Raw genomic sequence first — 26,392 nt, forward strand, 5'->3', positions numbered from 1 at the left:
GGCTTATTTTATTTCGTAGGCTTCTTGCATGGTTACCCAGTTGAAGTCTTTTATTAATTTTTCAATTTTACCTTCCATTTTCGATAGGTTGATATAATGGCGAATCTTAGATTTCCACGGCGCTTTATCAAACCTAGGTTGCTGTGCATCTATTTCCCACGGATGAAAATAAAAGCTGTAAGGCGCGCTTTCCGCTTGCATGAATTCGATTATGCGCCGTCTCGATAGCCAGTAGGGGTAAAGTCTGAAATAGCCGCCTCCACCAATACCCACGTTGGTGCCTTTTTTAATGATCGTAGGAATGGGTATTTCGACTAAACCGTTGTCCCGTGTGTATTTAAATCGGGGCCATTCGGGCACGCCGTATAAATCGTGGTTAATTGGGTAAGTACTTGAAGAGTAGGTAAAGCCCAGGTCTTTTAAAATATCATAAGCCCAGGTGTTAGAATCGTTAATGGAAAAGCTGGGCGCTCGGTATCCTTTTAGGGCAACCCCACCAATATTTTCAAGAATATCTTTGCTCTGCTTAATATCATCAAACAGTTGCTTTTCTGTCATAGTAGTGGCGCGTTGGTGTGCTAGGCCATGGCTGGCTAGTTCGTGTCCTTCATTGACAATACGCTTAATTACATCGGGACAACGCTGCGCTACCCAACCTAGTGTAAAAAATGTTGATTTGACATTGTTTGCGGCAAAAAGATCCAAGAGCCGGTTGGTATTGTCTCCAACTCGAAGGCTAATTGAATCCCAATCTTTCTTATTTACCACACCTTCAAAAGCAGATACCTGAAAGTAATCTTCAACATCAACCGTCATCGCATTTAGGCGATTTTCTAACTTCATATGCTTTCGCCCTTACGCTATCGACCTTTACCAAAAAGTACAATTTCTACTGTGCGTATTAGTATCAGAATATCTAATAATAAACTCTGATGTTTAACGTAATAAAGATCGAATTTTAGTTTCTCCATTGAATCTTCAACACTTGCCCCGTAGGGGTAGTTTAATTGTGCCCATCCAGCCAGGCCAGGTTTCACATTATGACGTTGATTGTAATATGGAACTTCGCGAACTAGCTGCTCAACAAACTGTGGCCGTTCAGGACGAGGTCCAATAAAAGACATTTCGCCTTTGAACACGTTTAATAACTGAGGCAACTCGTCTACACGATATTTACGAATAAAATTACCAATGCGCGTTACGCGAGTGTCGTTTTTGCTGGCCCATTTGGCACCATCTTTTTCAGCGTCAGGGCGCATACTACGAAACTTTATAATTTTGAAAAGCTTACCGTTTAGTCCTACTCGTTCTTGCTTGTAAAATACTGAAACACCTGTTTTTCTGCCATCATCAAGATAGATCACTAACGCGGTGAACAACATAATTGGCCACACAAAGAAAAAAATGATGAAAGCAATGATGGCATTAAACGTATAATCTAGAGAGTCACGAAGGTAGTTTTGTGTTTGGAAACCGTTCGAATAGATGACCCAACTAGGGTACATAAGATTGACAACTATTTGCCCAGTTTCTCTTTCCATAAAGTCAAGTAGTTCTGTAACTTCGATGCCACGTAGCCTGCAATCAAAAAGTACTTCTACTGGTAATGTACCTCGACGTTGGTCGCATGCGATGACGATTTCTTCGATATCATTGTCTAAAATAAACTGTTGAAAACCTTCATCTATTTTTAAATGAATAAGCTTTTCTTTTTTGATCCCCTCTTCCCGGTTATCACCTGGGATGGGTACAAAACCTACTAGTTCGAAACCTATTCTATCTACATCTCTACGCATGCGTTTTTCGATTATAGACGCACGCTCACCTGCGCCCAACACCAGTATTCTTGCCTTTCCTAGGCCCAGCAGTCCTAATCTGTTCGTAAAATACCTAAAAATAACAAGTGTGATAATAATAGCGCCTACCGATGCGGGCAGGAAGTAAGGGTCCATTAATAAATTATCGAAGAAGGCTCGACTTATTACTTCCACCAAAAAGTAGCTTAGCCCCACACTAACAAATATGCGGCGAATTATGCCTCTAAATGTTTCCCGTAATTTTGCTTCATACAGCCCAACCGATAGTGAACACAACAAAATAGCTACAGTGAGCATTCCAACATTCACAATAAGCTTCTCTACCGGCACTTCGGAAGCCATACCCATTTGGTTTAAAATAAAATGAGATATATAGCCCATGTAAGATATAAGTAACGCTTCTGAGAGTACGAGAATATTCGAACGTTTACTTTGGTTGCGCTTGTTGCTTGCCACCCCTGGCCTCCGAAAAACTTGAGCATTTTCCCCATCATAAAGGGAATTTTTATAATAGACTAGAACTGTTATTGGCATTATAGTGACATTTCCCGTAGGGTAAACGCCAAAGGCACCTATTCAACCATAATGAGTGTAGGATGATCTCTTATGTTTCGTTTTAAAACAATATTCATTTGCTACGTAATACTGACATCAATAGGCTTAACAGGTTGCGGAAGTTCTGGCGTTTTGCCTGAAGCTACGACAAGAGCTTCGCTGACAACTGACGTAAATGACTACCAGTATTTGATAGGCCCTGGAGATTCACTAACCATTTTTGTTTGGCGTAATCCCGAAGTTTCGGGCAGCTTTATTGTACGCCCAGACGGAAAAGTAACTACTGCATTAGTAGAAGATATTGATGTAGCAGGCAGAACACCCACGATGCTCGCGAGAGAAATTGAGGAGCAATTGTCTGTTTATATTAATAATCCAAGGGTAACTGTTAGCGTAAATAACTTTTCTGGGCCGCTTAGCGAGCAGGTTCGTGTAATTGGAGAAGCCACCAATCCGAGCGCAGTTAGTTATACAGAACATATGACCCTGCTTGACCTAATGATTGCAGTAGGTGGTTTAACGGAATTTGCAGATGGTAATAATGCGAAGCTTGTTCGCGTAATCAACAATAAACAAACGACGTTCGACATCGCTATTGACGACCTAATAAGAGATGGGGATATAACTCAAAATGTCGACATGCTGCCGGGAGATATAGTGATCATTCCAGAAGCTTGGTTTTAGAAGTATAAGTTAACGGAACTAAAAACAACATGCAGGATTTACAGAAAACCCTCACCGAAGTATTAGACTATTTGAAAGGTGTTTGGATTAAGAAGAGATATATCATTATCTCTTCTTGGCTTATATGTCCTATCGGTTTTTTATACGTAGCAAATATGCCAGATACTTACAGCTCGAGTGCGAAAGTATTTGTAGACACAAGATCGGTTTTAAAGCCATTGCTACGTGGTTTAACAATTCAAACTAGTAGTAGCCAAGAAGTTAGAATGATGGCACAGACGTTGCTCAGTCGAAGTAATGTGGAAAAAATTGCGCGAGCGAGCGATCTTGATATCACCACGTCAACTGAAGAACAATTTGAGTCATTAGTCACCAACCTGTCTAAACAGATAAAATTATCATCGACCGGTAGGGATAATATTTACAATATATCGTTTAACAATAAGGATCCTCTTGTTGCGCAACGAATAGTTCAAGAGACACTTGATTTATTTGTTGAGGGTTCTTTGGGTTCGAATAGGCGTGGTTCAGACACAGCAGAGCGCTTTATAAACGACCAAATCGCCGAATATGAATCTCGATTAGAAGAAGCAGAACAACGGTTAGCGGCCTTCAAGCGCCAGTATAACGACATACTTCCATTGGCAGGTAGTTTTTACTCAAATCTTCAGCGCCTAAAGAGCGAACTTGAATCTACCCAACTTGAAATTAAAAGAACGAGACAGCAGGCAAGATCGTTAAATAGCCAATTAGGAGTCGATAAATCGTCGGATAGCTTCGGTGTAACGGGCCCAGATGAACCGCTATTGCGAACTAGATACGATGAGAGAATAAGATCCATTGAGGAAAACCTCGATAGATTAAGGTTACGATTCACAGATAAACACCCTGATGTTATCGAGGCAAAAACTTTACTGAGCGCGCTTGAAGAATCAAGAAAAAAGGAAATTTCTGCGTTTCTACAGGCTGAAGAAAATGGTGAGGTAGCACCGTTAAGCGAACTCAATAGAGAATTAAAGTTGGAATCAAGTAGGCTTGAGAGTCAAATAGCTTCCCTAAGAGTAAAGGAAAGCGATATTGAAAGTAAAATTGCAGACCTCGAGAGTAAAGTTGACCTTATACCCCAAATAGAGGCAGAGTCTACAGCTCTTAACAGAGACTATGGAATCACTAAACGCAAGTACGAAGAGCTTTTATCAAGAAGAGAGTCAGCAGATTTATCAAGAAGAGCAGATGTATCGGCGGAAGATCTGCAGTTTAGAATTATCGAGCCTCCTTTACTACCGAAAAAACCAAACGGCCCAAATCGTCTAATTTTTTATTCTGCTGTTTTGGCCGTTGGCTTTGGCTCAGGTATAGTGATTGCATTTTTGATTAGTCAATTATTACCTGTCTTAATCAGACCACAACAGCTACTTACAGTAACAGACTTTCCAATATGGGGAACGGTTACACACTTAAACATTGATTCTATAAAGAAAAAAAACCGATTTCGTCTTTTTATCTTTTTATTGTCATCAGGAGCGATTGTTGCGATGTATGCTATCTTGGTATTAGCCGATACAATGAATATTAATTTGTTGGAGGGCATACTGTGACAAAAAATACTATAGAAAAAGCGCTTCAAAAAAAGAAAGAGAGTGGTTTTGATACAAAAAATCAAGGAAGCGATAAGACTTCTACTTTAAAAGGTCAAGTTCACGCTCAAGAAACCGACCAAACTATTGCGAAATCGAATGAAACGTTCAGTGCAGAAACGCGCTCAGGTAAATCTAGTTTACCTGAATATAAAATAGACTCAGCTAAACTGGAAAAGAAAGGCCATGTATCGGTAACTGGCGAAAGAACACAAATAAATGAAGAGTATAGAGAAATAAAACGAAAGTTATTATCCAACGCCTTCGGACCTATTTCAAAAACACTACACAACCCCAATATAATAATGGTAAGCAGTGGCAGGCCCAGTGAAGGAAAGACATTTACTGCAACCAACTTAGCATTAAGCATTGCCGCCGAACAGGACAAAACTGTGTTACTTGTGGATGCAGATGTACTCAGACCAAATGTACTCAAAACTCTGGGTCTCGAGAGAAGAAAGGGATTAATGGAGTACCTCACTGGCGAGGTAGATAATATTGCGGATGTTCTTTACCCAACCAGCATCGAAAAATTAAAAATCATTCCAGCTGGCAAAACTCATCATCTATCCACCGAATTGCTTGCTAGCCAAAAAATGCATGAAACTGTAGATGAGTTTGCAAATAGATATCCTGATAGGATAGTGATTTTTGATACCCCCCCGCTGATAGGTATAACAGAAAGTGCAATTTTGACCAACTTCGCGGGACAAGCTGTCGTTGTTGTTGAGGAAGGAAGAGCGAAATTATCAGACGTCAGATTAGCTGTACAAAGGTTAAATCCCGACATGGCGATAGGTTTTGTAGTTAACAAATCTGTTCACAAAGACACCGATGGAAGCGGCTACTATGGATATTACTATGCAGAACGGGAAAAGTAGTAACTACTGTGTAGGTAGTTCAAAGAATCCAATTCTTTGGTTGATTACCCTACTTTTCTTTCAAGATTTTGCATATGCTGATTTAGATGTTTCTGCAGGAGTTACCTCTAGTAATATTTATCAAAATGTGAAATCTGAAGATAGAAAAAGTGTTTCCCTAAACACTTTTTCTATAAACCCATCCTTGAATGTTAGCTATGAATCTAGAACGCTTCGCGGTCGTTGGCAAACACAACTTACTTATCTAAAGCGGGATCGGGATGACATCAATATTGAAGATAATTTTCAAAATTATGCTTATTCTGCACAATGGTCGCCATTGGATGACTTAATAACATTTGAAGCCTCGGGCGCCTTAAGTTATCAAAATGCTCAGCCTGGCAACTTTTTGGTCTCAGACTTTAATACAAACGCGAATTCTCTTGCTAAAACTCGGTCTAACAGACTGGCGTCTACGTTAAATATAAGAGAAGCCGACTGGATTCAAGTTCAAGGCATGGTGTCGTATTCTGACGTCGCTTCTGAGCGAGCTGCGAATGGCCAAGGTAATGCTCTAAATAATGATACTTACCAACTGTCCGGCACTGCAAGAAATGGAGATAGAGCAAAGAAGTTAATTTGGCAAATAACAGGAAGTTATCAAAATACAAGCAGAGCACAATTACAAGGTGGAGAATTTATTTCGAGAAACGCCTCTGGTTTTTCCGATTTCAATATCATAGGGAACTGGGCAATACGCCTGTCTGGAACTCATGAAGCTAATCAGATTTCAGACAGAATAGATAGCTTAAGCGCTACTCGTGAATTTAATACTTTTGGAGCTGGTATTACCTATCGTCAAACCGCAAACCGTTTTATATCACTAACCGCAAATCGAACGAACACGGAGCAGACAGAAGATGATTCTGATAACTTTGTTGGAGTTGATTTACAGTGGGCTTTTACACCAAGAACATCGGCTAGTTTGACTTATGGAAGAAGATTCTTCGGTGAAACAGGGTCGGCTAATATTAGATACAACTCCAAATACCTTCGTAGCGCTTTCATTTATACCGAAAATGTAACGAATACATCAAGGCTACTTGCAAACCCTGAAAATATCGGTGTTTTTGTATGTCCAATAAACTCAACATCGATATCGAATTGTTTTCAACCAAATAATCTCAATTACGTTCCTGCTTCTAACGAGCAGTTTGTGCAGTTTTCAAATCAAAATGTGGAGTTCTCGGACAATATAATCGTACGAAAATCTAGCAATTTACAGTTGGGTTACGATTTCTCACGAATTACCGTCGGGTTATCTTTTACTTATTCTGAAGACGATGCACTCGACGCCAATCGGCTGTTGAGAACATTGTCCTCTGGTATTACTCTTTCCTATCAAATTGGTAGCTATACGAACGCTAACGCTTCTATTAGCTATGCAAATGTTGATCAACAGTCAGATGGTACAAACAATAATGGAGAAAGCGATAACTGGAATTTTGAATTGGGAATCACCCGCTCCATAGGCAGAAATTTAAATTTTTCAAGTGATATTTCTTATATTAAGCGAGCTGGCGATGATGTGATTGGAGGAGGTTTTAATACCGGTTTGTTCGGAGCAAACTTTACAGACAGACGCATTTCTGTATCGCTTACATATACATACGATTAAGCACAGGCTAATAATTTTAATACTAACCTGTGCCACTAAAAAGTCACTCACCTTTCCCATCGTCACTCTTCAACCTTACATACGTCTTAAACTTCTTTTTCATCAGCTTATCAACATACTGAGTCATTTTGACTTTTTGCGATATGGCGTCATCTAGCGCGTCTACCAATTCTGCCAACATATCTAAGTAGTACTTTGTATCGCGGATAACATTGCCTTTTGGCGTCATGATAGTTTTGCTTTCTGGGCTGTCTGCAAACCCCATGTGCTCAGTCACCTCAGCACCGGTTTTATCGGGCTCGAACATCTCAGATTTAACCTCTTCGATGACTTCGTCTACCGATTCCGCATTGAACGTTTCTAGCTCTTCCAAGAACCCGTAAAGCATTATTCTATCCATCAGCGTGTTTACCTTGCGAGGAATGCCTCGGGTAAACATATGAATGCGCTCATATGCGTCATCTGAGAAAAGCTGTGAGCCGTTCCAACCAGCATGATGCAATCGATATTCTATGTACTCTCTACACTCTTCAATGGTAAGTGGAGCTAGATGACACGACGCTACAATACGCTGCCTAAACTGCTCCATATTAGGCGCTCGTAAAATAGGCTGCAGCTCTTCTTGCCCCAATAAAAAGCTCTGAATAAGCGGTTTTCCGTTAAATTGAAAGTTACTTAGCATCCGCAGTTCTTCGATAGACTCTAACGGCAAGTTTTGCGCCTCGTCGACAAGAAGCAATGCTCGGCGCCCTGCTCTGTTTAATTCAAATAGGAATATTTCTAATGCCTTTAAAATATCGGCTTTGCTTCTACCTTCGGTGGCGATATCGAACTTAGACGCCACCATTTTCACTAATTCATCGGGTGAGAGCTTAGGTGTAACAATTTGCGCAGCGGCAATATCATCTTCAATCTCTTCAAGCAGGCTATTTGCTACAGTTGTTTTTCCTGTGCCGATACCACCGGTTATGACGATAAAACCTTCTGCCTGCGATAAACCGTATTGAAGATATGACATAGCGCGCTTGTGCCACTTACTGGCAAAGAAAAACGCGGGATCAGGTGTTAGCTGAAACGGTTTCGAGTTAAGTCCGTAGTAACTTTCGTACATGCAAAATACCGAGTAGTTGTTCCGTTAATAAAACACATTGCAGCCTGTTTGAAGGCTGCAATTCGCTTGAAATTAGCGTTTAAGACTAGCTAGCTATTGATTGTTTATTACAACACTTTTTAACTGGCCTAGCCCAGCTTATTTTTAGTTATTCGCTCAATAATTCCGGTAGTAGAAACCCCATCAGCAAAGCTGAGCACTTTTACCTCGCCACCGTTTTCCATAACTTCTGTGCCACCGGCTATTTGGCCAACACTGTAATCGCCGCCCTTAACCAATACATCGGGTAATAGGCGTGAAATAATACGCTGTGGCGTGTCTTCACTAAAAGGCACAACCCAATCTACTGCACTTAACCCTGCGAGCACAGCCATTCTTCGGCTTTCGTTATTTACCGGTCTGCCAGGGCCTTTTAGTTTAGTTACCGAAGTATCTGTATTCACAGCAACAATCAGCCTATCGCCCAACTGAGATGCTTCTTCGAGATAAGCCACGTGTCCAGCGTGCAGAATATCGAAGCAGCCATTGGTCATAACAATTCGCTCACCACGGGCCTTCGCTGCTTCTACAGCAATTGCTAATTGGTCTTCGTTCATTACGCCGCCATCTAGGTGAACAGACTCTTCGCCTAGGGCTAACGCTAGCTCGGTATTCGACACTGTAGATGTGCCTAGCTTGCCCACCACAACACTCGCGGCCAAATTAGCTAACACGCATGAGGCTTGAAGAGGAAGCTTACATGCCATTCCCACCGCAATGGTAGATACTACAGTATCGCCAGCACCAGTAACGTCATACACTTCTTTGGCTTTTGCAGGCAAATGAAATTCAGTATTATCACCTTCAAAAAGCGTCATGCCCTCCTCAGAGCGGGTAACAAGCAGCGCGCCTAACTTTAATTCGTCTTTTAACTGGCTCGCCTTTTCGACCAACTCCTGTTCTGATACCACAGGACCAACGATCCCCTGCAGTTCATCCATATTCGGTGTAATTAATGTTGCGCCTGAATATTTAGCAAAGTCGCTCCCTTTAGGGTCAACAACTACACGCTTTCCTTTAGCCAATGCTTTTTTAATCAGTGCTTGAGGATTACTTAAACACCCTTTTGCGTAATCGCTTAAAATAACGATATCGCAAACATCTAGAGCATCATCAAAAGCTTGTTCTAAATCAGATTTATCAGTATCCGAAAAACTTTTTTCAAAATCTAAACGCAGCAACTGTTGGTTTCTGCTCATCACTCGCAATTTAGTAATGGTGTCGAAGCCATCAACCGGGAAAAACTCACAGTCGATATCGTGAGTATGAAGTCGGTCTTTAAGTATATTGGCATTTTCGTCGTTACCACACATGCCTAATAGCGTCACTTTTGCACCCAGGGTAGCCACGTTTACCGCTACGTTCGCTGCGCCTCCGGGGCGATCCTCAGTTTTGTTAACGTTAACTACAGGTACGGGCGCTTCGGGAGATATTCGCCCTGTACCACCACTGTAGTATCTGTCTAACATAAGGTCGCCGACAATAAGCACACTAGCTTTACTAAAATCTGGTAATATCATGGCAAAACAACCCTTTCGATTTTGAAAAAAATTGTGGAAAAAGAAACAACAAGTATAACAGGCAAGTTCACCAATACCCACCAGCGAAGTAAAACCGTTGATTCAAGTCGGTCTGATAAGCCATGCAAAACTAACGTGAAAACCCACGAAGAGCCTGATGTAAATGAGGTGAATAAAGAAAGTAGATGGTACCTGTACTTAATAGAAAATAAGCTAGGGCAACTTTACACAGGTATTACTACAGATCCCGCTCGCAGAATTGCGCAGCATCGAGGTGAAAAACCTGGCGGCGCAAAGGCATTAAAGGGCAAAAGCCCGCTAGCCTTTAGGGCAATTTTTGAATTAAACAGTAAATCCGATGCCGCCAAATTGGAGTGCCGTATTAAAAAGCTAAGTAGAGTACAAAAGGATAAAATTATTCAAACAGGCTTGTTACCCCTTACTAGCACTGAAGAGCCAAGCCCCTCTTCTACTCTTCGCGCTATCCGCCAAGTACAGCATTTATAATCATTGCGTTACCAATACTTAGCGTAAAACCAAGCGCTGCCACACCAATGTTGTGCTGCTGGTCTACTTCCTGACGAAAGTTCATGCCATAGAGTATAATTTTTTTGTTTACCAACACTAAAAGATGAAGCGCAATTGTTAAGCCTACACTCACTATTAACCAGCCGGTGACATTACTTACATAGCCCGAAGGCTCGTAAACTAGTAAGTTTTTTGCCGCAGAGACTATCATGGCAGTGCCTAACAAATTACCTGCGTGCTCTACCGCTAAAGCGATTTGCCCACCTTCTAAAGCCCCCTGGAACGAATCATTTTGATTATCTCTGGCATACCTGTATTCAAGAATGCGGGTCATCACGAGTAACATGGTCAGCACCACCGCGAAGCCGGTGACAATGGCGATGATTGCATTCATATCGCTGCCATCTACCCACAGCATGATATTGCGAAGTACGATGGCACTTGCTACCAAACTTGCAGCGTCGACGAGGGCAACACTTACACTGCGTTCTGCAATCATTTCAGGGGTATCGACTTTATTAAGCACTAGTTTGTCGTGGGCAAAACGGCCAAATTTCACCAGCGCTATACCTATCAATCCGAAGGTAACCATGCCAATGGCGGCTTCTTGGTAACCCATACCGACATGCCGGCCCACTACTGAACTTAGTACAATACACAGTGACAGCATGCCCCCGGCAATACTGATGCCGAATGCAAAGTTATCTTTTACTCCTAGTTCATCAGTTACCGAGAAGCGGCGGAATGCGCCGGTTAACCATTTCATGATCATAAGTAAGGCAAGAGCAATGCCTACATCCATAGCAAGATAAATCAATAGCTCTCGAGTTAAGGGTACTAGTTTTACTAACGCTTCCACGCTATCTTTGCTCCTTGCACTTTATTTTTCTGCGTATTGCTGACTGGCAATCAAACCGTGTATGTTTGTAATTAAACATGGCGTTGCATGATTCAAATCCACGGTCTCAACGCGCGATAAAGTGAGTATTTATAAATTTTGACCTAAGGTTGATGCGAGTATTATGCCAAGAGACGAAGAAAATAGCATGACAAACGTTGAAAGAGCTGAAAAACACTGGCATCAATTGTTGTCACATAGTGGCACTTCTTCAATAGAAAACAGCAACGAAAATAAAGATTTAACTGCATTATTAGAAGGCAATAAGGACAATCTTCTCACCGCCCTCGCCCGCTCCGAGTTTCTTGCAGAGTTTCTTACACAACCGTCTCTGTCTTCTAAGATTCTTGAAAATGTAACTACTGCCCCACCAAGCAATGATGCAGAAGATTACTACACTCAGCGTATCTTAGAATGGTTGGATAATGTTAAAACAGAAGATGAGCTATTAGTTGCGCTGCGCCAATGTAGAAATGAAGAAATGGCGCGAATTACTTATGCCGATGTGCTGAACCTACAAACTATCTCGGTATCTTTGGCCCAAGTTTCTGCGCTAGCTGATTGCCTTATAACCGCTGCCTACAAGTGGTTATACCAAGATGCATGCAAACGCTATGGTAGCCCCATGGGAGAAAATGGCCCTCTGCAAATGTACATACTGGGTATGGGCAAGTTAGGAGGCAGGGAGCTAAACTTTTCCTCCGACATTGATTTGATATTTGCTTACCCAGAAAAAGGTGACACTCAAGGCGGTCGAAAGAGCATTGAAAACCAGCAGTTCTTTACCAAGCTCGCCCAAAAGCTTATTCAAGCACTCAATAAGGTAACCACTCACGGGCAAGTTTATCGCGTTGATATGCGTTTACGCCCCTTCGGAGACTCTGGCCCGCTAGTCATGCACTTTGCCGCCATGGAAGATTACTACCAAGACCAGGGGCGACACTGGGAACGGTTTGCCATGGTTAAAGCACGCATTATTAATGATGATGGTTCTAACGATACGCAAACGCTTAAAGACATACTCAAGCCTTTTACTTTTCGCCGTTATTTAGACTTCACCACGCTTGATGCGCTGCGCAACATGAAAAAATTAATAGCAACAGAAATCAGGCGCAGAAAGCTAAGCAACAATATTAAGCTGGGGGCCGGTGGAATTAGGGAGGTTGAGTTTTTTGCACAAAGCTTTCAACTCATACACGGCGGAAGAGAGCCTAAGCTACAAAGTAAGTCATTACTTACTACTCTAAATGCCCTCAGCGAGCTAGGTATTGTTGAAAGTAGCGTTACAGAGCAACTTAGTGAGAACTATTTATTTTTGCGCAAAATAGAACATACGCTGCAACAAAGCCGAGATAAACAAACTCAAACACTGCCCGATAGCGAATGGGAGCAACAAGCGCTCATTAACGTATTAGGTTTTAACCATTACGACGACTTTTTAGCCAAGCTAAACATAGCAATGGAACAAATTCACGGCCACTTTAACGAGCTTGTAGAAGAGTCTCATGAAACGCACAGTGAAGAAGATGAATTATTTAGTGCTTGCCTAGACGCATGGCAATTAGAGCTTCAAAGCGATGAATTTGTAGATGCATTTAGCGACCATCTTTCTCGTACAGAGGCAATGGGCATTTTCGATACCCTTGCTGAATTTAAAGATACTCAGCGAAATTATCGAATGGGTCAACGTGGAGAGGATACTCTGAGTAAGCTTCTCCCCGAGATATTGTATGTATTGGTTATTCAGCACCCAAACAACTCTGTTCAGGTGTTAAGTCGTTTATTAGGTGTTATAGAGGCTATAACTGGCCGTACAACTTACCTCGACTTGCTGCTAGAAAATCCAGATGTACTTAAACAGCTGGTTAAATTATGCGAGCGAAGCGGTTGGGTAGCACAAGAGATTAAGCGCTTTCCCCTTTTGCTTGATGAACTCCTCACGCCGTTATATCTGGGGCAACAAAATACCGATATAGTTACCAGCAAGCGAGAGTATGAGCAAGACCTCAGACAAACCATGCTGCGCATTGAACAAGACGATGTTGAGTTGCTCATGGACGCGTGGCGTCAGTTTAAACTTTGTCAGCAGTTAAGAATAGCGGCAAGCGATATTAGTGACTCTCTGCCTATTGCCAATGTGAGTGACAAACTTACCGTGCTGGCAGAAGTGATACTTGAAAACATTCTCAGTGCTGCATGGATGCAAATGAGCGAACGCTACGGCACGCCCTCTCACTTAGAGGGAACCGATAAAGGGTTTGGCGTAATTGGTTACGGTAAGCTAGGCGGTTATGAGTTAGGTTATGGCTCAGATTTAGATTTAGTGTTTTTGCACAACGCGCCAAGTGGCATTACTACTAACGGCAAAAAGCAAATTGAGGCCCAGCAGTTTTACATCAAGCTAGCCCAGCGCATTATGCACTTGCTTAACACAAAAACACTATTTGGTCAGTTGTACGAAACCGATTTAAGGCTCCGTCCTTCAGGCAATGCCGGCCTGCTATGCTGTCATGTAACAGGTTTTGAAAAGTATCAAAATGAAGAGGCCTGGACATGGGAGCATCAGGCGCTTGTGCGAGCAAGAGCCATTTGTGGAGACCGTTCCCTACTCAATCAGTTTAATGATGTGCGCAAGCGCATATTAACAAATCCAAGAGATAAAGCCGCTCTGGCAGACGATGTATGTAAAATGCGCACAAAGATGCGTGATCACTTACTGTCTAAAACTCAGCAAAAGGTAGATTTAAAACAATGTGTTGGTGGCATTACCGATATTGAGTTTATGACACAGTACTGGGTGCTAGCCTATTCTCACGACACGAAAGGCCTAACCCAATATACCGATAACCTTCGAATATTGGAAAGTGCAGTAGAAAACAGCATTATCGAACCAAGCACCGCAAAGGGGTTACAAAAAGCGTATTTGAAACTAAGAGAACAGTATCATCACCTAACGTTGGCTGATTCCAAATTTGCAGACCAAACAGAAGAATTGGATGAAATTCGAGAGCAGGTTAAAACACACTGGGAATTACTGTTTGGTAACGTTATGTCATTGCCAAGTGACTAATGCGCTGTCAAGCACTTCTTTATCACCGATAATGACCTCCTTAAGAAGGTCATTATGCTGTAATAATTTTTAATAATTAAGGTGTATCAACACTTTCGCTTTCTAGCCAACATAAGGCTTATTGCTGCAAAACCCAGCAATATAATGCTACCGGGGGCTGGAACATCGTTTACAACGTCAAGCGAAGTAGCATCGACAGCAATACCGCCATCAACATCGATGTTTGTAAACCAGCCATATCGGTTTCCGCCAGCTACAGTGCCGATAAGATCGGCTGGGTTACTGCGAGTTTCGGTAAAGAGCAGATTACCCATTGCATCTTTCAAATTTAAATCTACAGCTAAGACACCGGTGTCATCTCTAAATAAGTGTTCAAATATATACCAGCCAGAGTTAGTGACCTCGTAATTGTTTTGATTTTCAAGATCTTCTCTTGGCTCAGAATTTGAGTTATTGCTTCCACCTACCAGCAAACTTCCAGATGAAGTATCTTGCGTAACGTGAAATATAAAGTCACGTAGATGTGAGCCATCAGATCTACTTGATGCTACTGAGTAATCAAAGCCCGAGCCCGCAGACCAATTTGTGTCAAGATAAATTGCCGACTGAGCGAAGTAGGAGCCTGAAAATGTATCGCTGTAACTCCCGAATCTTGTAAAAGGTCCTGCATTCGTTTGAGAGAACTGGGCGTAAAAATTTCCTTTAAAAGCACTTATGCCACCTGTTCCCGAAACTTGGCGGTTGACATTACCATACCCAGAATTGTAAAACCATCCTGACGTATCTGTTTCAAACCCTTGTTGAAATATAGGTGTGGCCAATGCGCTTGGCAGCGCTGATATCACAGCGAAAGTGAATACTGCTAAGAGTTGTTTAAGTTTTATTCTTTTCATGTCGTCATCCTCAAGTAACTTTATATAGGCTATACACAATAGCCTTATACTTAAGTATAAGCATGAATCAAGCCTTATTTTATAAAACCATTAAAATCAGTAAGCTAAAAGAAATTTACATTATTTAAACTTAAATTTAAACTTATCTGTAAAATAACCTGACAACGAGAGCGTTAAAAACAACGATAGCAATAACAATTGCTCTTTCCGCAATAAATTCATAACTGGCATTAGCGATTAATCCACCAGCTCGCACTGATTTTTGAGGAAGTCGGTTTCTTCTGCCGTTACTACTAAAGAGCGTTGTTCGGCGCATAGATAGGCTTTAACTTCACCTTCAAAGCTACTGTCTATCGCGCTTGCTATCTTGGCTAGCGAACCCGCTATGGTGTTATCTAACTGAAACTGATGCTTGATAACAAAGTCTTGTTCCAAGTTCCAAATTAACTGCATGCCTTCATCTTGGGCATACTGAGAAATAGCCTCTCGAAGTGTATTGCCTTCGCTAAAAGAACGATATTTTTTTTCACCTGTCCAATCGGAATCTGCAGGTCTCGCCTTATTCGTCATTTTTTCAAGTGTGTTATCAAGATTTGGATCTACGCCTGCTATATCGAGAACAAAATCACTTTGCTCATCTTTCAGAGGATCTGTCGCTGACATTCTGAATTCGCTGTAAAACTCACTGAGCCCTTTGGAAACAGAGCGCTCTTCTTTGCGACTTTCAGGGACAGGCGAAGCCTCTTTAGTTTGCAAAAAGTAGATAAGAGCACCAGCAGCCACCACCAGCACCACCGCTAATGTAATTTGTTTAGCCCAAAACGATGTGCTTGAGTAACCTGTTTGCGCCATTAAACTTTATTCCTAATAAAAACTTTTAAACTTCAAAAAAAATTCCGCACATTTTGCTAATCATAAAGCGAGGGAGATGAATTCGATGGGCGAGTTTTAAACCGCTTGTGCATCCACAAATAACTTTCCGGCTGTTCTTTCACTGCGTTATCGATATGCTCATTAAGCAAGGTTAAAGCGTCATGGTCTTCCATCTCACCTAGGCCAAGCAACGGCGGAAAAATCTTAATTTTGTAGCCTTTTTTCGTGTACTGCGAAGTAATCAACATAGGGACACTTTCAGAGCGCCGAATAAACATTAACGTTGCCGTGGTAGTTGCTGTGTCTTTTACCCCACCAAAAGGAACAAAAATAGACTGTTTAGGGCCATAATCCTGGTCCGGCAAATATAAGCATAGTTCTTTGTCTTCCATCGCAGCTAACAGTGCTTTTGCATTGCGCTTATCAATCATATATTTGTTTGACTGATTGCGTCCATGATACTGAAGATAGTCTATAAGAGGGTTGTTATGTTTTCGGTAAAAAGCGACGCTAGGATAGGAATAGCCGATACCTCGACAAGCAAACTCAACGTTCATGTTATGAAGCGCCATACCAAACACACCTTTTCCGGCTGCCCTAGCCGCTTCTATGTGTTCAGCACCTTCAATTTCAAACGCACGCTGTATTCGCCAAGTAGGCCACCACCACCCCATTGCGGTCTCGAATAGCGCCATACCTGTTCGACGAATATTTTCACGATAAAGACTCTCCACTTCATCAACAGATAATGATGGATTCCACAGCTCAATATTTCGTTTAGCCACCTTGGCTCTTTTAGGCACGATTAACGCAATAAGCTTACCCGCTCCGGCACCCAATTTTCGGATGATTGGTAGCGGTAACCAAGTTATTAGATACAAAATACCTACAGCTAACCACACAGGCCAATAGCGAGGACCAAGAAAAGAGAGTTTAAATTCTGGAGCTTTAATTGCTGCAGCCAAGTTACTATCCGTATAATTCTGCATAAATGTGAAGGCTGGCATTGTACCAGAAGGATTTATTTTCAGCTATGCGAAGCACGCATTGAGAAAACATGGAAGTGGACAGAAGCCTGAAGAGGTTTTGCGTTTTGAGGTTTGTAGTTTGAGGTTTGGTTGTAGTTTAACACTTAGTGGGCCAGCCTATTTAGACAGCCCACCTGCTTACTCGCTAAATTTAAATACTCAATTAGATTGCTCTTTAAATTGCTAGCTTTTTAAATTTGCAGCGCTCTAATACGTTTTATCAATCTCTTTAAGCTTCTTCTCAAAAGCATCGTAGTGATCGCTCGAGTCGTAGTCGAAGTGGTACTTATTATGAAAGCCGAACTGCAGCTTTACGTTCACGTCTTCTATAAACAAGGTGTATCCGTCGTGGTCGGTAAACGCGGTTATGCCCATCAGCTTATACTCATCGCCTTCTTTTGCGCCGTGCTGGCGAATTTTATCGAACACTTGGAGTAAAAACTTGCTGTCTAATTCGTTTTTCATTTTCTAGTATCCTCTTAACCTTTTATAACCGCCTAAGATTAATACTCGTTTAGACTTGCTTTGGATTGCTCGAAAAATCAATCAATTGAAGTTATAGCGTAATCCTAATTTCAGCATGTTGGTAGAAAAGCTATCTTCACCGCCGAGGTATGTATATTCAAAACGTATCATGGCATTTTGTGACACATAATAGTCGAAACCCAAACCAACTAACCCAGCAGCTAGACCTTCGTCGTAACCACAGGTTGCTGGCACAGCATCTGTACCGCAAGAGAGAGTGGCAGAAACATCTACTCTCGCTACACCAAGTTTATAAAAAAGTTCGCCAGTAGTGCTGCTCGCTTTTCCAAGAACGGCTAGGTAAAGGGCTTCACTTTGCGCGTCAACACTGCCATTCTCGTTACTTTCAGAGTAATCGAATAAGTTCATGTAACCCGCTTCAGCATACCATTGGCGATGTATTTTATGACCATATGCTGCACTGTATGCGACTTCGCGATCGCTCCCGTCATTAAATTCAAAATCCGTATAACCTACCGTGATCACACCGTAGTTTTCAGGTGCAGCTTCTGCGTTCGAACAACCCAATGTTCCCATTAATAATGCACCCGCCATCCATAAATACTGCTTCATCTAAACCTCAAAAATAATACTCTAGTGAAAATTGTACGTGGTCGTCTCTACGTAAAAAATAATAAGGATCTTCAATATCGTCTGATGAGAAGAAATACCCGTTGAGTTTCCAACTCCAGTTTGACGTTAAGCGACTAGACGCCTCTATAAAGCCCGAATAGGTTCCTTGTTCTTCTAAATCTTGCACAAAACCAAACAGCATTTCGGTTTCGGCAATATCATTAACCATTACCCGAAGCCCAGCCATTAAATCATTCTGACCCACGGCAAAAAAGTTGTCCTCTCGCTCATCAAATTGATACTCGGCCAAAAAGCCCAATCCATATCGTGAACCAAACACGCCCTGCTTAGTATATTCAAATCCGGTGACTAATGCCGCAAAATTTTCAGTTTGACCAGAACGATAAATAGATTCAAGTTTAAATAGCCAAGCACCAGAAACCTTTAAAAGATCGACGCCAACTTGCTCAATTTGGGCGTAAAAAGGCAGAATCTCAGGTTCACCATCTGCGCTCAGAACAGTAACAAGTTCAGGCTCGCGTGTGGTACCCGAAAAGACTGAAAAACCTACTTCCCAATCATCTATGGAAGACTGCCACCTAATAGCGACATCCATATTTCGCTCTTCGTCATCAGATTCGTACAGCGCCTCACCTATTGCGATTGGAGGCCTTAGCCTGCCATTTTCTCCCTGAAACGTCCGCTCTCGAAAGTAGGGCATTGCGTAGATAGAAAACATACCGAAGTCGGAAAAATAGTTAAAATTCACCATAGGTTGGCCAAGCTTAGCTTCGCCATCTACCTGCTCTACCGTATCAGTTTGATTAATGATATCGACGAGGTGCAACGATTCTGTTTGCCCCCAAAACACTTTTCCTATTCCTACTCTTGTTTCCCAAGAGTCAGCGTAATGTGCCCATTGAAATTCTCTAATGTCGCCATGTGTTCTTTCATTATCGTGTTGGTCTATACGATAAAATGGTTTCACTACTAACGTGTCTGTACCGCCATTCCATTCACTATATAGCTCGGGCATCAGAAAAGCAGAGCTGTAGCTTCGCTCCTGATTTTCATAAAGTGCATCTTGCAAAAAATAGCGTTGCTCTAAGCCCACAACGCCTGAAATTTCTATATCGGCATAACTATTACTAGCCACAAATAGCGCACAACACACCCATCCTTTTTTCATCGCGCTCTTTTCAACCTGTTTTTATCAAAGTCACCGTCTGACAACTCTGTATTAAAATCTATTTTTTCCGTGATCAAATAGGTCGACTTTCTAGTTTGAACATTTCGCATTTCACTTCGCATAGGTCGCCAAAACTTATCTTCATAAAGCTGATAGTCTTTCAAATGCAAAACCTTAAGCAGTGTTTCTTTTTTGTCGTAAAATTCAATTTTTTGCACTCGGTAATGCGATTTATCTATCCACACTTTTTGTGATGTATACCCTGAATATTCATATTGCGGGACTTGCTTGATAACAAAGCACTCTTCGCCATTTACCTCTTCTTCGCCAATGTACTCATAAGAAAACTTCTCTACTTCGTAGGACGTCATATCTTCAAACGCAAACTCACTTCCTACGAATGGCCCGCTCTTATTTCTTGAAGAGATTCTTTTTACTCTCTTCAACGCGGGTAAGTAAATCCATTGTTCATCAGGCTCTAGTGCGTGAGAAAAACTCAAAAATGCGGTGCCTTTCACATCGCGGGGTGAGTCGAATACCGTGAGGGCTTTGTCGCCGTCACCGTCAATTTCAAGAGATTTTATGCTAAGAGCCCGCTTTGCTTCTTGTCCCTGGGCGTTACGAAGAAGCATTGTGACGCTGGCTTCTGAACTTTCCCATCCTAAATCACGTTTTTTTCTCTCCGTTGCAATTTCAATAGCTTTTGTACTATCGCTTGCTAATAACGTGCTAGGTGGGACTATTGTGAAAGTGATAAGTAATAACGCTTTTGTCCATGTAGCAATCATATTCTACCCTCTCTGAGTTTGCGCTAATTTTGCTCTACTTTTCCGATTATGCGCGTTGTTTCCCAACCAAGCCAGTAATGCAGGAAGAAAAATAAAATCAACCAGCAGTGCCGCAATAATAATAATTATTGTTAACATACCCATGTGGGCATTAAGCATAAAACTAGAGGAAGCAAGAACGGCAAAGCCCAATGTCAAAACTATAGTGGTGGTCGTTAACGCCATGCCAACGGAATCAAAAGCAAAAAGAATACTTTGCTCGTTACTTTGGTTTTGGATGCGTGCAGTTTGATATTTTGATAGAAAGTGGACGGTATCGTCTACAATTATGCCCATTGTCATACTTACCACTACGGAAAGTGCCATATTAATTTCACCTGACAACATTCCCCATATACCAAACCCCACTGCCGCTGGTAATAGATTAGTAAATAAGCTAACCACACCGAGCTTAACAGAACGCAAAGCAAATATGATAAGACCAGAGATGAGTACTAAAGCAAATATACTGCCCCACACCATATTAGACATATTTCGCTCGCCGATATGAGCAAACATGAGGGGCGGGCTCGCCGCCTCTATTCGATAATTACTATTTAAGGTATGAAAAAATGCTTTTGCTTCGGTTTCTAGCTTTGTTAGCTCGTTGCTGCCTAAATTTTGAGTAACAGCTACTATTCGCAACGCTGACTTATCAATATCTATTTGGTTTCCTAGATCTAACCCAAAAGGCAGTGACATTTCATATAAAAGCAAGTACTGCGACGTTAGCTCCGAGTCATTTGGAATTGTATAAAAACTCTCAATGTCGCCATTCATATTTTTATTCAAACGTTTCAGCGTATCTGTAAACGTCAATACGTGATTGACTTCATCCCGTTTTTCTAACCAATCTGAAAACGATTCAACATCGTCTAAAAACTCATGCTTTGTAATGCCATAGGGAATATCCGTAAATAGAACAAAGTCTATATTGGACATTCCACCAAATATATTATTGTTTACTTCTACCGCTTGCCTAAAAGAACTTCTCTCATCAAAATATTCTACTGCAATATCGTTCAAGCGGTTGTTAAGTGCAAACAGGCTTATAGTCAGAATGACTGCGCTGGACAAGAGAAGCGCTAATTTGTGATTTACAATTACAAACTGCCCCCATTTTGCGAACAATGCATTCTGAGAACGATTGTCGGGTATCTGAGGTCTTAGTGATAACATGGCCGGCAACGCAGTAAGCGAGAATAAGCATGCCAGCATAACACCAATGGCAGTCATGTTTCCTAAGTGAGCAAGCACGGGAACGGCAGAAAAGTTAAGCATAAGAAAGCCGATTGCAGTAGTGATACTTGTTATAAATATCGGCTTTTTATTCACTCTTACACTTTCAAGAATAGCGTCGTGAGGCGACCTCCCTTTTCGCTGGAAATACCTCATACCAACGATTACATGAATACAATCTGCAACGGCCAACGTGGTAATAACGGTGGGGACATTTACTGTGGCCGTGCTTAAAAACACACCGAACCAGCCGGTCACTCCCATGGTAATAGCGATAGACACACTCACCACGACCATCGTAAAAATTGCAGACCAAAGCGAGCGAACAATAATTGCTATGGAAACAAATATTAGAAGAAACATCGCTGGTATTAACTTCATAACATCGTGACTTGCAGCAATTGCAAACGCATCATTCATCATCACAATGCCAGTTAAGTAGATGTCATGACTAGGATACCGCGCCAGTAAGTCGGCTTTCAATGACTTAGCAGCACTTGCAATATCCAGTATATGCCTAGTTTGGTCGCCATCGGGCATTTGAATAATGGTGTTCACCACCAGTGCTCTTCCGTCTCTAGAAGCAAGGCGACCAATGAGTTCAGGAGTGCTCTCTACTACTTTTTGAACGTGTGCAGTTGCTTCCCCTGCTCTCATCTTCTCAAGTATGAGGTCTTCAACAATTAGGTCGCCGTCTAGATCGTAGGTATTTTGATAGTTTGATACAGACTCAACCCGGGTCGAAAAAGGCATCTGCCATGCAGCTTCCGTTAGTTCAGAAGCAAGGTTGAGCGTTTGAGTGTTATAGACATTCCCAGATTTGGGTACGATCATAAACGCTACATTCTCAGACTTATTAAAGGTATTCTGCATCTCTTCGAATGCTAGCCGCTGAGGGTCTTTTTCTTCAAAGAAGACTTTATAATCTCCTCTAAAATAAAGATTTTGCGCGCCAATTAACGCAACAACCATCACGATAGCGGTAATGAGCAAGGATACTTTTGGGTGCGTTAAATAGAGTGGCGACTGTTCTGAATTGTGAGCCATCACAACTCCTTGGCATTTGTTTTGATAAAAGTGTACTCCTTTAACCATCATTAAGACACTGTGTGTATCTCCCAAACGTCTGACTAGATTTAATCGATGTTACATTAACTGTCAGGTGACGAGCGTTTGAACATCTAACCTCTTGATTTACTTGAACGTTACAGGATTTTAACTTCTCAATCTACGAATTTTTTTGATCTTTTGTAAATTTGTTGTAGTATTACTTCATACAACTGGTCAGATGAGCGGATGAGTAAATATGAGTATTAGAACTAGCTTAAAAAAAGTGCTACCCCCAATTTCAGTGACAGAGCAAGAAGCGCTGGACGCGGGTGATGTATGGATTGAATCTTCAATTTATCAGGGTAAGCCCGACATGCAGGCACTTCGCGACATCCCTCAGGCAAAACTGAGTGCGGATGAGCAAGCCTTCTTAGACGGCCCAGTACAAGAGCTACTGGGCATGATTGACGATTTTGAGCTTGGAAACGAAAAGCATATCCCACAAGAAATAATAGATTTCTTGGGTAAGAATCGTTTCTTCTCAATGATAATCCCGAAGAAATTCGGCGGACTAGAGTTTAGCCCTTACGCAAACTCTACCATAGTGGCTACTATTGCAGCGAAAAGTGGCGCAATTGCAGTAACCGTAATGGTACCTAACTCGTTAGGTCCGGGCGAACTGCTTATGCATTACGGTACAACAGCACAGCAGGAGTACTGGTTGCCACGTCTGTCAGACGGTCGTGACATTCCGTGTTTCGCACTAACTAGCCCAGAGGCTGGTTCAGATGCGGGCGCTATTCCAGATGCAGCAATCGTCACCAAAGGTGAATACAACGGTGAAGAAGTTCTTGGCCTTCGCGTAAGCTGGGACAAGCGTTACATCACTCTAGCCCCTATCGCAACTGTGTTAGGCTTAGCATTTAAAGTATTCGATCCAGACCAACTTCTTGGCGATAAATTTGAACACGGTATTACCTGTGCATTGCTACCTAAGTCGCACCCTGGTGTTGAATTAGGTAATCGTCACGACCCAATGGGCGTTCGTTTCTACAACGGTACGACTCGTGGTCAAGACGTGTTTATACCAATGGATTTCGTTATTGGTGGTCAGAAAAACATTGGCCGCGGTTGGCAGATGTTGGTGAGCTGTTTAGGTGCAGGTCGCGGTATTTCACTACCAGCGATGGGCGTTGCGACTGCTCAATCAGCGTTTAAAGGCACCGTTGAGTATTCTTTTGTACGTGAACAGTTTGGTTTACCTATCGGTCGTTTTGAAGGTATTCAGGAGAAGATGGCTGACATTGCGGGTAAAACATTCCTGCTCGAGTCTATGCGTGTTCTTACCACTGAAGGTTTGGGCCTAGGTGTTAAACCTTCTGTTGTAACTGCTATTGCTAAATATCACATGACCGAGCTGGGTCGTGATGTATTAAACTCAGCAATGGATGTACAGGCGGGTAAAGCCATTCAGCGTGGTCCTCAAAACACGTTGGCAGGCGGCTATTCAGCGCTACCTATTGCCATTACGGTTGAGGGTGCAAACATCCTTACACGTAACCTAATGATTTTCGGTCAAGGTGCAATGCGTTGTCACCCACACCTTAAAGATATGGTTGACCTAATTCACAGCAACGAAAGTTCTGCTGATGCAGAATTTAACAAAGTACTTCGCAAAACTATCGGATTTAGCGTTAAAAATGCGTTCCGCAGTTTAGGTAAAGGTTACTTACCTTTCTTACGCGAGTCTGAATCAGCGTTGCCAGAAGTACGTCAGTATGAAAAGCGCGTGAACAGCATTGCCGCGAAACTAGCGCCATTAGCTGACTTGTCTCTTGCTGTGCTTGGCGGCGACCTTAAGAAAGCAGAGTTATTGTCTGCTCGCTTAGGCGACGTAATGAGCTACTTATACGGAGCAATGGCGGCAATTCGCTTCTACGAGCAACGTATTGAAGATAGAAAGCTGGCACTTCCGTACTTTGAGTACGCGATGCAGTGGTCTTTACAGCAGGCTGATCAGGCAATTGTTAACTTTATCAACAATTTCCCGAACACAGCGACTCGCGGCCTAATGCGTTTGTTAACTAACACTTACACAAACAGCGTTAAGGGTATTAGCGACGACCTAGTACGTGAATTGTCACTTGCTTCTATGCAAGACAACAGCGTGAAAGAACAGTTAACTCACCTAGTACGTGTTATTCCAGGTGACGGTAACGACATTAACGAGCAAGCGTTTAAAGCGAAACACGCCGTTGCTCACTTGCTTAGCAAAGTGCAAAAAGCGCTTCGCAAAGAGCCTGTGGTTCCGTTTATCTCTTTTGAGCATGCGCTTAATAAGCTTCAAGAAAAAGGTGTTATTAACGCTGAAGAAGCCGCAAAACTGCATGACTACAATGAGAAGCGTAAGCTAGCGGTACGTGTTGATGAATACACGTTTGACTTGGAGTTACTACCAGCGTCGCAAACATTGAAAGCAGTTGATGGCGGCAAAAACGCTGCATAAACATCATCATTGAATATTGCGTTGATTTAAGTTGTTAATTTAACGGATATTCAAACGCTAACAAACAAAGCCCTGACAATTTGTCAGGGCTTTTTTATTTACATGCTCAATTGCACAGTTGTTTTTAAAATAATGGAATATTATGTGATTGTTTTCTACGCTTACTTAACATTATGAAGCTTATAAGCATAGAAACTAAATGCCCGCACGTGCCTTTAAAACGACTTACGCTAAAAGCGCCATATCAGTGTGCCTGGCTCTTTTAGGCCCTGCCATCGCACTATTTCCCAACTCTGGATATGCCGACCACGATGAAGCCCATTTTGTTGTTGGCTATATAAACCACCCACAGGTTAATAAATTTTATAAGCCCCTTATAGAAAGGGCGTACAAACAAATAGGTATTAGTGTGACCTTTGAAAAAGTAGGCGGCATGAGAGGCTTAAAACTACTTAATGAGGGCATGACAGACGCGGATGTTATTCGCTATGACGTAGTGATTAAAGATAATAGCAACGTGATTGCTATTGCACCTCAGCTGTCAATTGGTGCATCGTTTTTACTGTGCGTACCTGATGTCCCCTGCAACAAAGACATAATTAATAAACCTGATACCGGTATTGCAGTAACTACTCGCTTTTTTTATAACATTGAAAAGCAGCCAAGCGATCTTGCGGCAAACTTCTATGAGTTCGATGACTTCTATCACGTGGTAGAATTAATAAAGTCAGAGCGCTTTAGCTATGCCATTGCACCGAGTGACTTTTCAGATTTACACGTATTTGATGAGCTTGGCTTTAATTATATTCCGCTGGTAAAACATAGCTTAATTCATGTGATTAACAAAAAGCATCTCAACCTTCAGCCAGCCTTATCGAAAGCTATCGAGCACCAGCTTGCCATTAGCAAAGTGAATAACGCCGAAAGCGCTAAGTGAATTAAGCTGCTTTTATAGAGCAATTTTTATCAGGCAAGAGGAAGCGACAGAATAGCTCTACTATCATTAATACCAGTCCGCATAAATAATTGCCCACTCAGATGGCGCTGGCAAGTTTCCTAGCAAAGCGTGGGAATGCAGTCATGGCTGTTTCCTTCCAAATTCCCAGAATGAAGCTAGGAAGCTTGCCAGGCCTTCCCGAAGGGCGAGTTTAAAATGTCCGTACTCTTTGTTGTGTCACCTTGATGTAGAACCCTATACCTGCGGTAACACGCCGCGATTACGAACATTTTAAGTCTCGCTGAGTGGGTAAGTATCTATGCGGAATGGTATAGAGCCCCAAAAACAAGAATGC

At 42.0% G+C, this 26,392-nt stretch carries 21 protein-coding genes; 8 read left to right on the forward strand and 13 right to left on the reverse strand.

From position 1 onward, the window contains the following. Positions 1–3 precede the first annotated feature (3 nt). Both GTW09_RS08860 and GTW09_RS08865 read right to left on the reverse strand, forming a co-directional pair. Positions 4–843, reverse strand: coding sequence for an XrtA system polysaccharide deacetylase (locus GTW09_RS08860; RefSeq protein WP_163111585.1), 840 nt, complete (start codon positions 841–843; stop codon positions 4–6). Positions 844–860: 17 nt separating this feature from the next. Then, entirely contained in the window at positions 861–2,273 is a 1,413-nt protein-coding gene (locus tag GTW09_RS08865; protein ID WP_163111586.1) for a TIGR03013 family XrtA/PEP-CTERM system glycosyltransferase, read from the reverse strand. A 150-nt stretch (positions 2,274–2,423) separates the two neighbouring features. Between GTW09_RS08865 and GTW09_RS08870 the strand changes: the two genes are divergently transcribed. Genes GTW09_RS08870 through GTW09_RS08885 form a run of 4 tightly spaced genes read left to right on the forward strand, consistent with a single transcriptional unit; the run spans position 2,424 to position 7,231 of the window. Beyond that, positions 2,424–3,056, forward strand: a complete 633-nt coding sequence (locus GTW09_RS08870) for an XrtA/PEP-CTERM system exopolysaccharide export protein (RefSeq protein WP_163111587.1) — start codon at positions 2,424–2,426, stop codon at positions 3,054–3,056. A gap of 29 nt (positions 3,057–3,085) precedes the next feature. After that, positions 3,086–4,654: an XrtA system polysaccharide chain length determinant gene (locus GTW09_RS08875; RefSeq protein WP_163111588.1), complete on the forward strand. Its 1,569-nt coding sequence runs from the start codon at positions 3,086–3,088 to the stop codon at positions 4,652–4,654. Continuing rightward, on the forward strand, positions 4,651–5,574 hold the full coding sequence (locus GTW09_RS08880; RefSeq protein WP_338024938.1) for an XrtA-associated tyrosine autokinase: 924 nt from the start codon (positions 4,651–4,653) through the stop codon (positions 5,572–5,574). The genes GTW09_RS08875 and GTW09_RS08880 overlap by 4 nt, the downstream gene beginning before the upstream one ends. Then, complete coding sequence (locus GTW09_RS08885) at positions 5,528–7,231, forward strand: porin family protein (RefSeq protein ID WP_163111589.1); 1,704 nt, start codon at positions 5,528–5,530, stop codon at positions 7,229–7,231. Before GTW09_RS08880 ends, GTW09_RS08885 begins: the two co-directional genes overlap by 47 nt. Positions 7,232–7,274: 43 nt before the next feature. On the opposite strand, the gene GTW09_RS08890 is transcribed toward GTW09_RS08885, so the two are convergent. Further along, the gene (locus GTW09_RS08890; RefSeq protein WP_163111590.1) at positions 7,275–8,342 is read right to left on the reverse strand and encodes an XrtA/PEP-CTERM system-associated ATPase; all 1,068 of its coding nucleotides are present in this window, start codon (positions 8,340–8,342) and stop codon (positions 7,275–7,277) included. 128 nt (positions 8,343–8,470) lie between these two features. After that, complete coding sequence (hldE, locus tag GTW09_RS08895; RefSeq protein WP_163111591.1) at positions 8,471–9,901, reverse strand: bifunctional D-glycero-beta-D-manno-heptose-7-phosphate kinase/D-glycero-beta-D-manno-heptose 1-phosphate adenylyltransferase HldE; 1,431 nt, start codon at positions 9,899–9,901, stop codon at positions 8,471–8,473. Between the two features lie 33 nt (positions 9,902–9,934). Between hldE and GTW09_RS08900 the strand changes: the two genes are divergently transcribed. After that, positions 9,935–10,408 carry a GIY-YIG nuclease family protein gene (locus GTW09_RS08900; protein ID WP_338024939.1) on the forward strand — a complete coding sequence of 158 codons (474 nt, stop codon included), beginning with the start codon at positions 9,935–9,937 and terminating at the stop codon, positions 10,406–10,408. Here GTW09_RS08900 and GTW09_RS08905 read toward each other — a convergent pair. Next, positions 10,383–11,288, reverse strand: a complete 906-nt coding sequence (locus tag GTW09_RS08905; protein WP_163111592.1) for a DUF350 domain-containing protein — start codon at positions 11,286–11,288, stop codon at positions 10,383–10,385. The two genes, GTW09_RS08900 and GTW09_RS08905, sit on opposite strands and share 26 nt — an antisense overlap. Positions 11,289–11,475: 187 nt before the next feature. Here GTW09_RS08905 and glnE point away from each other — a divergent pair, with 187 nt between their 5' ends. Then, entirely contained in the window at positions 11,476–14,397 is a 2,922-nt protein-coding gene (glnE, locus tag GTW09_RS08910; RefSeq protein ID WP_420809546.1) for a bifunctional [glutamate--ammonia ligase]-adenylyl-L-tyrosine phosphorylase/[glutamate--ammonia-ligase] adenylyltransferase, read from the forward strand. Between the two features lie 86 nt (positions 14,398–14,483). Here glnE and GTW09_RS08915 read toward each other — a convergent pair whose 3' ends face one another. From GTW09_RS08915 to GTW09_RS08950, 8 genes are all read right to left on the reverse strand, one after another. After that, entirely contained in the window at positions 14,484–15,290 is an 807-nt protein-coding gene (locus tag GTW09_RS08915; protein ID WP_163111594.1) for a PEP-CTERM sorting domain-containing protein, read from the reverse strand. A 237-nt stretch (positions 15,291–15,527) separates the two neighbouring features. Further along, positions 15,528–16,142 carry a TcpQ domain-containing protein gene (locus GTW09_RS08920; RefSeq protein WP_163111595.1) on the reverse strand — a complete coding sequence of 205 codons (615 nt, stop codon included), beginning with the start codon at positions 16,140–16,142 and terminating at the stop codon, positions 15,528–15,530. Between the two features lie 56 nt (positions 16,143–16,198). Beyond that, positions 16,199–17,128 carry an LpxL/LpxP family Kdo(2)-lipid IV(A) lauroyl/palmitoleoyl acyltransferase gene (gene lpxL / locus GTW09_RS08925; protein WP_163111596.1) on the reverse strand — a complete coding sequence of 310 codons (930 nt, stop codon included), beginning with the start codon at positions 17,126–17,128 and terminating at the stop codon, positions 16,199–16,201. Positions 17,129–17,398: 270 nt separating this feature from the next. Further along, positions 17,399–17,656 (reverse strand): DUF3081 domain-containing protein, encoded by a 258-nt coding sequence (locus GTW09_RS08930; protein ID WP_100972718.1) that lies wholly within the window; start codon positions 17,654–17,656, stop codon positions 17,399–17,401. A gap of 81 nt (positions 17,657–17,737) precedes the next feature. Beyond that, positions 17,738–18,289, reverse strand: coding sequence for an outer membrane beta-barrel protein (locus GTW09_RS08935; protein WP_163111597.1), 552 nt, complete (start codon positions 18,287–18,289; stop codon positions 17,738–17,740). 7 nt (positions 18,290–18,296) lie between these two features. After that, positions 18,297–19,478 carry a hypothetical protein gene (locus GTW09_RS08940; protein ID WP_163111598.1) on the reverse strand — a complete coding sequence of 394 codons (1,182 nt, stop codon included), beginning with the start codon at positions 19,476–19,478 and terminating at the stop codon, positions 18,297–18,299. After that, positions 19,475–20,266: an outer membrane lipoprotein-sorting protein gene (locus tag GTW09_RS08945; RefSeq protein WP_163111599.1), complete on the reverse strand. Its 792-nt coding sequence runs from the start codon at positions 20,264–20,266 to the stop codon at positions 19,475–19,477. The genes GTW09_RS08940 and GTW09_RS08945 overlap by 4 nt, the downstream gene beginning before the upstream one ends. Positions 20,267–20,269: 3 nt before the next feature. Next, positions 20,270–22,591: an efflux RND transporter permease subunit gene (locus GTW09_RS08950; RefSeq protein WP_163111600.1), complete on the reverse strand. Its 2,322-nt coding sequence runs from the start codon at positions 22,589–22,591 to the stop codon at positions 20,270–20,272. Positions 22,592–22,850: 259 nt separating this feature from the next. Between GTW09_RS08950 and GTW09_RS08955 the strand changes: the two genes are divergently transcribed. Both GTW09_RS08955 and GTW09_RS08960 read left to right on the forward strand, forming a co-directional pair. Next, positions 22,851–25,100, forward strand: coding sequence for an acyl-CoA dehydrogenase (locus GTW09_RS08955; RefSeq protein ID WP_163111601.1), 2,250 nt, complete (start codon positions 22,851–22,853; stop codon positions 25,098–25,100). 199 nt (positions 25,101–25,299) lie between these two features. Continuing rightward, positions 25,300–26,037, forward strand: a complete 738-nt coding sequence (locus GTW09_RS08960; protein WP_163111602.1) for a hypothetical protein — start codon at positions 25,300–25,302, stop codon at positions 26,035–26,037. Positions 26,038–26,392: the final 355 nt, after the last annotated feature.

This window comes from Alteromonas hispanica (assembly GCF_010500915.1).
Classification (GTDB): domain Bacteria; phylum Pseudomonadota; class Gammaproteobacteria; order Enterobacterales; family Alteromonadaceae; genus Alteromonas; species Alteromonas hispanica.